A 12,434-nucleotide genomic window follows, 5' to 3' on the forward strand; every position below is an offset into this window, starting at 1 on the left:
GGGCAGGGCAATGGAAAACGCATTCACAATCGCGGCCTATGTCGTCGCAGCTATTCTTTTCATCCTGTCTCTGGGCGGATTGTCAGGCCAGGAAAGCGCAAAGCGGGCCGTTTGGTACGGCATCGCAGGCATGGCGCTGGCAGTGCTTGCCACGCTGGTTGGGCCCGGTGCCGGGCTTGGGCTGCTGTCGATCATCCTGATCGCACTTGGCGGTATGGTCGGCTATCAACTGGCCACCAAGGTTGAGATGACACAAATGCCAGAGCTTGTGGCGATCATGCACTCTATGGTTGGCCTTGCGGCGGTCTTTGTGGGCTTTAACGCTGATCTGATGATCAACTACATCGGCGGTATCTATGCAGACAGCGGCCAAGTGCTTGGTGCGGTTGCAGCGGACGGCTACACCGTCATTGGTTTGCCGAAAGAAGCTTATGAGGGCCTCAGCGCCTTTGGTCAGTTGATCGCCAAGAAATCCAGTGTTGAGATCGGCATCCTGCGGGTCGAACTGGTTTTGGGTATCTGGATTGGTGCGGTGACGTTCACCGGCTCCGTGATTGCCTATGCCAAGCTGGCGGGCAACTCTAGCAAGCTGCCGTTCAAGGTGGACACAGGTGCCAACAAGCTGCCCGGCGGGCATCTGTTGAATGCAAGTGCTGCCGCGCTCTCGGTCATTTTGCTGTTCATGTATATGGGCGGTAGCGGCTCTTGGGCGTTGGTCGTGCTGACGCTGGCGGGCCTGTTTATCGGCTATCACCTGATCATGGGCATCGGCGGCGCGGATATGCCTGTCGTTGTGTCCATGCTGAACAGCTATTCCGGTTGGGCGGCTGCGGCGATTGGTTTCAGCCTCGGCAATGATCTGTTGATCGTCGTGGGCGCACTTGTGGGTTCCTCTGGTGCGATCTTGTCTTACATCATGTGTAAGGCGATGAACCGGTCCTTTGTATCGGTCATCCTGGGCGGTTTTGGCGGCCCTGCGGGCGAGCAGATGGCAGTTGAAGGTGAGCAGGTTGCGATTGACGCGGACGGTGTCGCCAGCGCGTTGAACGATGCCGACAGCGTTATCATCATTCCCGGATACGGGATGGCCGTGGCACAGGCGCAGCAGGCGGTATCTGAATTGGTACGCAAACTGCGCGCGCAGGGTAAGAACGTGCGCTTTGCGATCCACCCGGTTGCAGGGCGTTTGCCCGGCCACATGAACGTGCTGCTGGCCGAGGCTAAGGTGCCTTATGACATCGTGATGGAGATGGATGAGATCAACGAAGACTTTCCTAATACGGACGTCGCCATTGTGATTGGCTCCAACGACATCGTGAACCCTGCCGCACAGGATGATCCCAACAGCCCGATTGCTGGCATGCCGGTACTGGAATGCTGGAAAGCCAAGCAAGTGTTTGTGTCCAAGCGCGGGCAGGGGACGGGCTATTCGGGTATCGAGAACCCGCTGTTCTTCAAGGACAACACGCGGATGTTCTATGGCGATGCGAAGGCATCACTGGATACGCTGCTGCCAAAGATCGACTAATCGGAAAGTAAGGTGGATCTTGATCCACCTTACAACAAAAAAGCCCCGCTCTGCTGAGCGGGGCTTTTTGATTTTCAGAGCCCTCTGATCCGTGGATCCAGCGCATCGCGCAACCCGTCACCGATATAGTTCACAGCCAGCACAGTCAGCGAAATCGCCAGACCGGGCCAGAGGACGCGTTCGGGGAAGGCGGTCATGCGGTCGACACTGTCAAACAGTATCTTGCCCCATGTGGGAAAGTCAGACGGAAAGCCAAGGCCAAGAAAGGACAACGCGCTTTCGGTGATGATTGCTGTGGCAAGGCCCAGCGTTGCCGATACCATGATCGGCGACAGCACGTTGGGCAGCACATGCCGCGTGATCATCCGCCGCGGTGGCGTTCCGATAGAGCGGGCGGCGAGGACAAATTCGCGTTCTTTCAGCGCCATAACGTCGCCACGCACGATCCGTGCGGTTTGCATCCATGATGTGATCCCGATGCCAAAGACGATGAGGATAAAGATGCCATTCTCTGGCCCAAAAGCAGCCCGCAGGGGATCGCGGAATAGCAGCATCATGACCAATAGCAAAGGCAACAGCGGCAGCGACAGCACCAGATCGGTAAAGCGCATCAACGCCCAATCCAAACGGCGGAAATACCCCGACAGCACGCCCACAAGCGTCCCGATAAGAATGGCAAGTATCATCGCGGTCCAGCCCACAGCCAGCGAAATCCGCCCGCCCTGCATGATGTTGGACATGATATCACGACCCAGATGGTCGGTGCCCATGGGGCGCGCCCAGCTGGTCTTGGCATCGCCATCCCAGATCGCGGTGTAGATCGGGCGCACATCCTTGTTGCGAATATCCAGCTTGCCGGGGTCCACGTCCCAGACGACCGGACCAAGCATGCAAAACAGCGTGATAAAGATCAGAAAGATCAGACCCGCCATAGCACCCTTGTGGCTGCGGAACTGCTCCCACACGTCCCACCACTGGTTGCGCACTTTCTCTGGCGTTTCGACAGGCGGCTGCACCTGGGTTGAGATATCAGTCATAGCGGATCCTCGGATCAAGCACGCCGTAAAGGATGTCAGCGATCAGGTTCATCATCACGATCAGCACGGCCAGCAGGAAAGTGATTGTCATGACCATCGGGATGTCATTGCCCTGCAACGCGATGATCAGCAGCTGACCCAGGCCGTTCACCTTGAACACCTGCTCTGTAATAATGGCACCGCCAAAAATGGACGGGATACCAAGGGCGATCACCGTCACAACGGGGATCATGGAGTTACGCAGCACATGGCGCATAACCACGACGCTTTCTGTCATGCCCTTGGCACGGGCGGTGCGGACATAATCCTGCCCCAGATTGTCGAGCATGGAGGCGCGCATGTAGCGGCTAACCTGTGCTGTGGTTTGCAGGGCTAGCACCATCACCGGCATGATCATCTGTTGCAGTTGGTATTTGAAGGTCTGCCAGTCCACGACTTCATGGGTGGTGTCATAGATCGAGGGCAACCAGCCCAACTGTACCGAGAAGATCACGATGACCAACACACCCGAAAAGAATGGTGGGACGGAAAACCCGATCATGCTGACAAATGTGCCCGCCTGGTCAAAGACAGAGTATTGCTTATAAGCACTGATGATGCCGATTGGCAGGGCAATGGCTACGCCCACAACATAGGACATGCCAACCACCCACAGGGTTTGGGGCAAACGCTCAGCAATGGTGTCAAACACCGGGCTGCGGGACTGAAAGCTGATGATGCGCTGGGCATCATTGGCAAAGTTGGTGCCGAATGCGCCGTCAATCCAATACTGCGGCTCGACGATGAAGAACTGATAAAGCCAAAGGTAAAAGCGTGTGTACCAAGGCTCTCCCAGCCCCAGAGCCTCGCGCATCCGCTGTTTGACGTCATCGGGAATGGTCAGCGGCATGGATCCCATCGGATCACCCGGTGCCAGTTCCAGCAGCAGAAAAATCACCAAAGCAATGAACAAAAGCGTCGGGATCGACAGGACCAATCTACGGATCGTGTAGTTCAGCATAAAGGGACGCCTTGGTTAATGGTTCTGGTGAATGTGTAGGGCGGGGTGATCCCGCCCTACAGGTTTTGTCACGCTAAATTAGCGGTTGTCGCCAGTGCGGTACCAGTCAGCTGCATTCCACAGCTCGCTGTCCCAGACGTTCAGGTCAACACCGCCAAGACTGTTGGCATGTGCCGACAGACGACCACGGTGAACCAGTGGGATCATCCCGCCTTCGGACACGATCAGATCGTTCAACTGACGTGCGATCGACGCACGTTCGTCAGCGTCCGCTGTTGCGGTCAACTGTGCATGCAGCGCGTCATATTCTTCGCTGCAGAAACGGCTGATGTTTTCACCCTGCCACTGTGTGTCTGGCGCCGGTGCTTTGTCGCACAACCCGTTTGCCAGATACGACTGCGGATCGGTGCCGTTGAACGTGTTGGCGTACATTTCCACATCAGCATAGAACTTTTGGAAAGTGTCAGGCGAACCTGGGTCACCACCAAAGAACACAGATGCGTCGATGTTGCGCAGCTCGGCGTCGATGCCGATTTCAGACCACCACTCTTTGATCAGAGCCTGGAAATCCTGACGCACAGCGTTTGTGGACGTCTGGTACAGGATCGCCATTGGCGCGCCGTTTGCTTCGCGAACGCCGTCACCATCTGTGTCCAGATAGCCAGCTTCATCCAGCATTGCGTTCGCGGCAGCAATGTCCTGCACGTCACATGTGAACGTGTCAGAGTTCACCGCAGCAGGTGCAGGCACCCAGTTACAGGTCACTTTACCGGCTTGGCCATAGCCAACTTCAACCAGCAGCGGACGGTCGATGGCCAGGGACATCGCGTTGTAGACCGCCGGATCGCTGAGGAACGGGTGTGGACGGATCACTGACCGCTCTTCCGCGCTCAAGGACTGATCAGGGTTCGTGTTGTTAAGCATGATCCGCTCAACCAATGGACCAAAGCCAGCGACAGGTGAACCAAGGCCACCTTCTTGCATGGAAGCGATCACATCGGGCGCCAATTGCAGGTTCCAGGCATAGTCAAACTCGCCTGTTTCCATGACGGCACGACCAGCAGCCGTTGCGTCGCCGCCACCTTTGAAGGTCACGGATGCAAAGGCAGGTTTGCCTGCTTCACGGTAGTTTTCATTGGCGACCAACTGGATCACGTCGTTTGTGCGGAATTCAGTGACAACGAAAGGACCGGTGCCGATCGGGCCAAAGTTTTCATCCGTACACTCTGGCGCCTTGGCGCCCATGCAGTTCGCGAATTGTGCGGCCTGAATGATTGGGCTTTCACCACCAACGAACGGGCCGTAGGGAAATGGTGTCGGGCTGTCGAAGGTGACAACAACGGTCAGATCATCAGGTGTATCGACGGAAGACACGCCTTCGAACTTGGTCACCTGCGCGCAGCCGGACTCTGGGTCGGTGCAGTACTCATAGGTGAATTTCACATCAGCAGACGTGAACGGTGTGCCATCGGACCACATGATGCCTTCGGTGATTTTCCATGTGATGGACATCAGATCTTCAGAAACGCCGCCATTTGACACTGTTGGGACTTCGTCAACCAACCATGGGATCAGCGCGCCTTGTGGGTCATAACGGGCCAGAGGCTCGATGATCAGGGACGCAGATTCAACGTCTTTGGTGCCGCCTGACAAGAATGGGTTCAGGATGGACGGGGCTTGCCAATAGATGATTTTGACTTCGCCATCGCGGCCCCGTTCGCCTTCATGCGCATCGGCATAAGCCATCTGCGCTACGGCAACGGTCGCAACAGCGCCCATTAGGGCTGTTTTGAGTTTCATGTTGAGTTCTCCTTGTTGGTTAGCTCTTGTGCCTCATGACCTGCCGTTTGCCCGGCAGTGTCGTTTGTATCGTTGTACAGGTGGCAGGCAGTAAACCGGCCCGGCTGGACTTCACGATATTCGGGTTCCACGCGCTTGCAGATGTCCATAACGGAGGGGCACCGCGTGCAGAAATTACAGCCCTGTGGCGGGTTAGAGGGCGAGGGGACGTCGCCTTGCAGAATGATCCGCTCGGTTGTGCGGGCAAGGCTTGGGTCCGGCTCGGGCACCGCCGACAGCAGCGCCTTGGTGTAGGGGTGCAATGGTTCGGCATAAAGCGCCTCGCGCGGGGCAAGTTCCACGATCTTGCCAAGGTACATGACGGCCACGCGCGTTGCGATATGGCGCACCATGGACAGGTCGTGGCTGATGAAAAGATACGTCAGACCAAACTGTTCCTGAAGATCTTCCAGCAAGTTCACGACTTGGGCCTGAATAGACACATCCAAAGCCGCAATTGGCTCATCACAAACAATAAACTTGGGGTTCAGTGCAAGCGCGCGTGCAATCCCGATCCGCTGTCGCTGACCACCCGAGAACGCATGGGGGTAGCGTTTGGCGAACTTGCGGTTCAGGCCCACCGCATCCATCAGCTCACCCACTTTGTCGCGCTTTTCGGCGTCCGACAGCTTGGTGTGCTCGTCCAATGGCTCTTTGATGATATCTTCAACCGTCATGCGGGGGTTCAGTGACGCTTGCGGGTCCTGAAACACCATCTGCATGGTGGGGCGCATATCGCGCAATTCTGTTTGTGGCGTCGCACCGATTTCGCGGTCGTCAATCTCGATCGAGCCTGAGGTAATATCATAGAGCCGCAGCACAGCGCGGCCGCAGGTGGATTTCCCGCAACCCGATTCGCCAACCAAACCCAGCGTCTCACCTTCCATGACGTCAAAGCTGACACCATCAACGGCCTTCACCTCGCCCACCCGGCGGCGCAGCAGCCCCGCAAAGATCGGGAAATGCATTTTAAGGTCCTTGATCGAGACCAGTGGTTTCTTGCCCTCATCAAGCATCGCGCGGCCCTCCGGTGCGGGCGTCATAGAAACAAGCCGCGTCATGGCCATCCCCCAGATCATAGCGCGGCGGGTTCTGAACCGCACAACGGTCCATTGCCACATCACAGCGGTCACGGAACGGGCAAGAGGTGGGGGCGCCGGCCATTATCGGCGGTTGGCCTTCGATAATGGTCAGGCGTGCCGCGCGTTCCCCCGCAATGCTGGGAATCGTCTTAAGCAGGGCGCGCGTATAGGGGTGTTGTGGGTCACCAAACAGGTCTTGCACTGGCGCATGTTCAACAACTTGCCCGCCATACATCACCAACACCCGATCCGCGATACCTGCGATCACGCCCAGATCATGGGTGATCCAGATCACCGCCATGCCCAGCTTGTCGCGCAGCTCTTTCATTAGTTCCAGAATTTGCGCTTGAATGGTCACGTCGAGCGCGGTTGTCGGCTCATCCGCGATCAGAACCTGCGGATCACAGGCCAGTGCAATGGCGATCATGACACGCTGGCGCATGCCACCGGAAAACTGGTGGGGGTAATCATCAAGGCGACGCTTGGCATCGGGAATGCCGACAAGTTCCAGCAATTCCTGTGCGCGGTTGGCCGCCTCGCGTTTGTTCATCCCCATATGTTTGCGCAGGGGTTCCATGATCTGAAACCCGACCTGATACACAGGATTGAGTGATGTCATCGGATCCTGAAATACAAACCCGATCTTGCCGCCCCGCACAGAGCGAAGCTTTTCGGGCGATACATCAAGCAGGTTGTCCCCATCAAAGTTAACAGTACCTCCGCGCACATCCGCAGGGGGTGATGGCAAAAGCCCAAGCAGCGACATCATGGTTACCGATTTGCCGGATCCACTTTCGCCGACCACGCCAAGCAGCTCTCCCGGCTTCAGAGAGAAACTCACGTCATTTACAGCATGAACTTCACCACCGCGCGTTTGAAACACAGTTTTGAGGTCCCGGACATCCAGGACTGGCAGCGCCCCATCGGGCATATAGGAACCTCCCAAGTGGCTCATTCGTCTTGTTTTTTCGCCCGGCTCATTGGTGTGGCCGATTGCGTTAAGGCCAGACGGTATCATCTAATTTCGATCCCGCAACCCGATTCCTGTTTGCGGCGGAAGAAAGGACGGGCCAAGGTAGGGATGCCTATCGATTGCACGGTTGTGATCGTAGGATGCGCGAATGCCAGCCACGCTTGAAAGGACGCCAATGCCCCTGACCGCCAGAGACCTGATGGATCGTCTTGTCGGATTTCCGACAGTAAGTCGCGATAGCAACCTTGAACTCATTGATTTTGTTGAGGAGTATCTAAGTGACCTTGGCGTCAAATCGACCCGCGTGCCCAACGAAGACGGCACCAAAGCCGCCCTTTATGCCCATGTCGGGCCGGAGGTAGACGGCGGCGTTGTCCTGTCGGGGCATACCGATGTGGTGCCTGTGGACGGGCAGGCCTGGGATACAGATCCCTTCAAGGTGACCGAACGCGATGGCAGGCTTTATGGTCGGGGCACCTGTGACATGAAGGGCTTTGATGCGCTTGCGTTGTCCGCGGTGCCCTTGGCGCTTGAGCGGGGCATTGAACGCCCGCTGCAAATCGCGCTAAGTTATGACGAAGAGGTCGGCTGCACTGGCGCCCCACCCATGATTGACCACATGGTCAGCATGGGCATGCCGCGCGCCGATACGGTACTGGTGGGCGAGCCGTCGATGATGAAAATCGTGACTGGCCACAAGGGTGGCATCGGCTACCACATGCATTTCAAAGGGTTTGAGGTGCATTCCTCACTCGCCCCGACAGGCGTCAGCGCGGTCATGATGGCCGCAAAGCTGATCAACTGGGCCAATGAGGTGAACGACGAAAACGCAGCCAAGCCGATCAGCGAACTGGCGGCTGATTTCGTGCCGCCATATACAACACTGCATGTTGGCACGATTAGCGGCGGCACTGCCCATAACATCACCGCCAAAGACTGCCGTTTCGGCTTTGATTTCCGGCTTGTGCCGGGCGAGAATATCGCGGCATGGCAGGCCCGTTTCATGGCCAAAGTCGCAGCACTTGAGGCCGAGATGAAAGCAGTCCGCCCCGAGGCAGGCATCGACGCGCAGCAATATTTCCACGTACCCGGCCTCGTGCCCGAAGATCAAGGCAAGGCCGAATCACTGGTGCGGCAATTGACCGGCGAAAACGCCAGCAATGTTGTCAGCTACGGCACTGAAGCGGGACAATTTCAGGAGCGCGGATACTCTGCTGTGATCTGTGGACCCGGCGATATCGCACAGGCCCATCAACCAAACGAATTTGTGAGCGTTGACCAATTCCAGCAAGGCGAGGCGTTTATCGCCCGTCTGGTAGATATGCTTGCTGCATGACGTTCCCGATCCACGAAGGTCTGCCGCCAGCGTTTTGCGGTGATCTACCAAAAACGACCGAAGTGGTGGTGATCGGCGGCGGCATCATCGGGGCGATGACCGCGTGGGAGCTGGCCAAATCTGGCACGCCTGTGGTTCTGCTGGAAAAGGGACGTATCGCGGGCGAACAATCCTCGCGCAACTGGGGCTGGATCCGCGCGCAGGGGCGCGATCTGGCCGAACTGCCAATTGTGCTTGAGGCGCAGCGCATGTGGCCAGAGATTGCCAAAGCAACAGGTGATATCGGCTTGCGCCAGACCGGCACGCTTTATCTGGCTGACACTGGCGATGATCTGGCGCGCTATCAGGACTGGCTGGATGGTGCGGCACCCTATCAGGTGAGCAGCAGGATGCTTTCGGCCAAGGATGTGTCAGACCTGATGCCCGCTGCGGCACATCAGTGGAAAGGCGCGCTCTATACACCGTCCGACATGCGTGCCGAACCCTGGATAACGGTTCCTGCCTGCGCCAAAGCCGCACAAACGGCGGGTGCGACGATTATCGAAAACTGCGCTGTGCGTTTGCTAGACACAGAGGGCGGGCGCATCACTGGCGTTGTCACCGAAACAGGGACGATCAAGACCCGCTCCGTTGTGTTGGCCGGCGGCGCGTGGTCGTCGCTGTTTTTGCGCCGTCACGGAGTGGCCATCCCGCAGCTATCCGTCAGGGCGACCGTCGTGCAAACCGCACCAATGCCCGACATCCACCCCGGAGGCGCTGTGGACGGCAGGCTTGCATGGCGACGGCGCGAGGATGGCGGCTACACGCTGGCCCCGTCAGGATTTCATGAACTTTTCATCGGGCCTGATGCAGTGCGCGCCTTGCCGCGCTATGCCGGGCAGCTCATCAAAGATCCGCTTGGCACGCGGCTTTTGCCTGCGGCCCCGCGCGACTATCCCGACAGTTGGGGCATCAAACGCCGCTGGTCCGGAGATACCGTCAGCCCGTTTGAGCGCCAGCGCATTCTGAACCCGGCGCCCAATGCATCCCGCGTTGCGCGGCTCGCACAGGATTTCAGCGCGACGTTCCCGCAACTGGGCGCAACAAAGGTGAACACCGCCTGGGCGGGCATGATCGATACGATGCCTGACATCGTGCCGGTGGTTGATAGGTGCGACGCGTTGCCCGGCCTGACGATCTGTACTGGCATGTCAGGACACGGCTTTGGTATTGGACCCGCAATGGGGCGCGTCGCGGCAGCGCTGGCCACAGGGCAGGGGGCAGGGCACGACCTGACGCGGTTCCGCCTCTCACGTTTTTACGATGGCAGTCGGCTTTTGCCCGGACCCAGCCTCTAGTAACCCGGCCAATTCGGGTTATGCTCGCCTTGAACCAATCAAACCAGAGGTCCTCGTATGCCCGTCAAGAACCGCTTTGCCGAACTGCTGCCGGAAATCACCGCATGGCGGCATGACCTGCACGAAAACCCTGAAGTCCTGTTCGAGACGCACCGGACGTCTGCCATTGTGGCAGAGAAACTCGCGGCGTTTGGCTGTGATGAGGTCACAACCGGGATCGGACGCACGGGCGTTGTGGCCGTGATCAAAGGTAAGACGGATACGTCCGGCAAGGTCATCGGGCTGCGCGCCGATATGGATGCGCTGCCGATCCACGAACAGACGGGCCTTGATTACAAATCAAAAGTTGATGGTGCGATGCACGCCTGCGGGCATGACGGGCACACGGCGATGCTTTTGGGGGCCGCGAAATACCTCTCAGAGACGCGCAATTTCGATGGGACGGTTGTGGTCATTTTCCAACCAGCCGAAGAAGGCGGCGGTGGCGGCAAAGAGATGTGCGATGACGGCATGATGGACCGCTGGGGCATTCAAGAGGTTTACGGCATGCACAACTGGCCCGGCAAACCTGTGGGCAGTTTTGCGATTAGGCCCGGTGCGTTTTTTGCTGCCGCAGATCAGTTCGAGATGGTGATCGAAGGCAAGGGCGGCCATGCTGCCAAACCGCAGGAAACAATCGATACAACCGTTGTGGCCAGCCATATCGTGATTGCGCTTCAAACGATTGCCTCCCGGAATGTGGACCCGGTTGAACAAGTCGTCGTCTCAGTCACGAGCTTTGAGACGTCGTCCAAAGCCCACAATGTCATTCCGCAAACCGTGAAACTGCGCGGCACTGTGCGGACGCTGTCGGCGGCAACGCGTGATCTGGCCGAAAAGCGTCTGGTTGAAATCGCCAATGGCACAGCAGCAACATTTGGCGCGACCGCCGATGTCAACTACATGCGCGGCTACCCTGTGATGGTGAACAGCGAAGAACAGACCGATTTTGCAGCAGCCGTTGCCAAATCGGTCTCGGGCGATTGCGCGGATGCTCCCCTTGTGATGGGTGGCGAAGATTTTGCCTTCATGCTCGAAGAACGCCCCGGTGCCTATATTTTGGTTGGCAATGGCGATACGGCGTCAGTGCATCACCCAGAATACAATTTCACCGATGAAGCCATCCCCGCCGGATGCAGCTGGTGGGCAGAGATTGTCGAACAACGGATGCCAGCCGCGTAGGGTGGGGGAAACCCACGAGCGCCGTTTCGTGCGATTCGCCTGATCTTAGGCGTCAAGACACCGCGAAAGTGACGTTACGACTGGGGAACACCGCGCGCTTATTCCCATAGGCACAACCTGTGGGTTCGAATTAGGCATTGGGCACTCTTCACCTCCCAGAGGACTGTCATGAATACCGATGTCACGTTTGTCGCCTGCCTTTTGCTTTCCATCCTCGGCGCGGCCATGCTTTCGCTGCTCACGCTTCAGCTTTGGGGCGATCTTTTGCTGGCGGCGACGGCTTATGGCCTCGGCGGTGCGATCGTTTTCGCCCTGATGACAGCGATCACAGCGCTGCGCGTGGGGATCGGCTATGGCGAATGATCATAAAAAAGGTGCTACGCCGCTAGATACCGGGACTGCGACATTGGCGCCTGTTGGCGGCGATCTGATTGACCGTTTGGGGCAAGAGGCGCAACTGCGCATGGGTGAAGATGTCACCGACCCGCAGGCTTCCGCGCAAGTAACCGACTACCGGCAGCGCCCGTCTTCTGGTTAACCGCCCCTATGCGACATATGCCGACTGACCCGCCCATTGACCCTATGGCGCAAATGGTCAGCCGCGTAGGTGTTACCCATCTCGCCCCGGCTCATTTGGGTTGCTAGAAAACAATGCGATCTTGTTGCCTTGTGGGTCGCGCAGGTAACTCACATAGAAATGCGCCCCATATGAGGCGCGAAAGCCCGGTTGCCCTTCGTCAGAACCGCCTGCGGCCAGTGCCGCGGCGTGAAGCGCGCGAACCTCGCTTTGGCTACCCGCCTCAAACGCAACCATCGCCCCGTTCCCGGCCGAAGCGCCTTGTCCATCAAAGGGTGCTTTGACGTAGAACTCTGGCTGAACGGGAGACTGCCCCGGCGCTACCGGTAGCGCATAACTCAGGTCGCCATGATACGTTTCCAGCCCGTAGCCGAGGCTTGGCAGGAAGGCCGAGTAAAAGCGTTCGGCACGTTTGATGTCATCAACGCCAACGGTCACATAAGCAATCATTCTCAGAGGCCTTTCGCTGATGTTTGGTGTTGGCAGCGCCTTTGCCTATCTGCG

At 57.9% G+C, this 12,434-nt stretch carries 12 protein-coding genes; 6 read left to right on the forward strand and 6 right to left on the reverse strand.

Annotated elements, in window-relative coordinates; genetic code table 11:
• Nucleotides 1–10 precede the first annotated feature (10 nt).
• Nucleotides 11–1,528: an NAD(P)(+) transhydrogenase (Re/Si-specific) subunit beta gene (locus tag DHN10_RS13195; protein ID WP_108815816.1), complete on the forward strand. Its 1,518-nt coding sequence runs from the start codon at nucleotides 11–13 to the stop codon at nucleotides 1,526–1,528.
• Nucleotides 1,529–1,602: 74 nt separating this feature from the next.
• On the opposite strand, the gene DHN10_RS13200 is transcribed toward DHN10_RS13195, so the two are convergent.
• The 5 genes from DHN10_RS13200 to DHN10_RS13220 form a co-directional block, all read right to left on the reverse strand.
• Complete coding sequence (locus DHN10_RS13200) at nucleotides 1,603–2,565, reverse strand: ABC transporter permease (RefSeq protein ID WP_108815817.1); 963 nt, start codon at nucleotides 2,563–2,565, stop codon at nucleotides 1,603–1,605.
• The gene (locus DHN10_RS13205) at nucleotides 2,558–3,565 is read right to left on the reverse strand and encodes an ABC transporter permease (protein ID WP_108815818.1); all 1,008 of its coding nucleotides are present in this window, start codon (nucleotides 3,563–3,565) and stop codon (nucleotides 2,558–2,560) included. The genes DHN10_RS13200 and DHN10_RS13205 overlap by 8 nt, the downstream gene beginning before the upstream one ends.
• Nucleotides 3,566–3,643: 78 nt before the next feature.
• A complete protein-coding gene (locus tag DHN10_RS13210) occupies nucleotides 3,644–5,365 on the reverse strand; it encodes a peptide ABC transporter substrate-binding protein (protein WP_108815819.1) in 1,722 nt (573 codons plus the stop codon).
• A complete protein-coding gene (locus DHN10_RS13215) occupies nucleotides 5,362–6,420 on the reverse strand; it encodes an ABC transporter ATP-binding protein (RefSeq protein WP_108816066.1) in 1,059 nt (352 codons plus the stop codon). The genes DHN10_RS13210 and DHN10_RS13215 overlap by 4 nt, the downstream gene beginning before the upstream one ends.
• A complete protein-coding gene (locus DHN10_RS13220) occupies nucleotides 6,413–7,417 on the reverse strand; it encodes an ABC transporter ATP-binding protein (RefSeq protein WP_108815820.1) in 1,005 nt (334 codons plus the stop codon). The genes DHN10_RS13215 and DHN10_RS13220 overlap by 8 nt, the downstream gene beginning before the upstream one ends.
• Before the next feature lie 190 nt (nucleotides 7,418–7,607).
• On the opposite strand from DHN10_RS13220, the gene argE reads away from it, so the two are divergent.
• The 5 genes from argE to DHN10_RS13245 all read left to right on the forward strand — a co-directional run bounded on the left by argE (nucleotide 7,608) and on the right by DHN10_RS13245 (nucleotide 11,891).
• A complete protein-coding gene (argE, locus tag DHN10_RS13225) occupies nucleotides 7,608–8,795 on the forward strand; it encodes an acetylornithine deacetylase (protein WP_199910679.1) in 1,188 nt (395 codons plus the stop codon).
• Complete coding sequence (locus tag DHN10_RS13230; protein ID WP_108815822.1) at nucleotides 8,792–10,132, forward strand: NAD(P)/FAD-dependent oxidoreductase; 1,341 nt, start codon at nucleotides 8,792–8,794, stop codon at nucleotides 10,130–10,132. The genes argE and DHN10_RS13230 overlap by 4 nt, the downstream gene beginning before the upstream one ends.
• 57 nt (nucleotides 10,133–10,189) lie before the next feature.
• Nucleotides 10,190–11,353 carry a M20 aminoacylase family protein gene (locus DHN10_RS13235; RefSeq protein ID WP_108815823.1) on the forward strand — a complete coding sequence of 388 codons (1,164 nt, stop codon included), beginning with the start codon at nucleotides 10,190–10,192 and terminating at the stop codon, nucleotides 11,351–11,353.
• Nucleotides 11,354–11,521: 168 nt separating this feature from the next.
• On the forward strand, nucleotides 11,522–11,716 hold the full coding sequence (locus DHN10_RS13240) for a hypothetical protein (RefSeq protein WP_108815824.1): 195 nt from the start codon (nucleotides 11,522–11,524) through the stop codon (nucleotides 11,714–11,716).
• On the forward strand, nucleotides 11,706–11,891 hold the full coding sequence (locus tag DHN10_RS13245; protein ID WP_108815825.1) for a hypothetical protein: 186 nt from the start codon (nucleotides 11,706–11,708) through the stop codon (nucleotides 11,889–11,891). Before DHN10_RS13240 ends, DHN10_RS13245 begins: the two co-directional genes overlap by 11 nt.
• Nucleotides 11,892–11,963: 72 nt before the next feature.
• On the opposite strand, the gene DHN10_RS13250 is transcribed toward DHN10_RS13245, so the two are convergent.
• Nucleotides 11,964–12,380: a VOC family protein gene (locus DHN10_RS13250; protein ID WP_108815826.1), complete on the reverse strand. Its 417-nt coding sequence runs from the start codon at nucleotides 12,378–12,380 to the stop codon at nucleotides 11,964–11,966.
• Nucleotides 12,381–12,434: the final 54 nt, after the last annotated feature.

The sequence above is a fragment of the Loktanella sp. Alg231-35 genome, assembly GCF_900143545.1.
Classification (GTDB): domain Bacteria; phylum Pseudomonadota; class Alphaproteobacteria; order Rhodobacterales; family Rhodobacteraceae; genus Yoonia.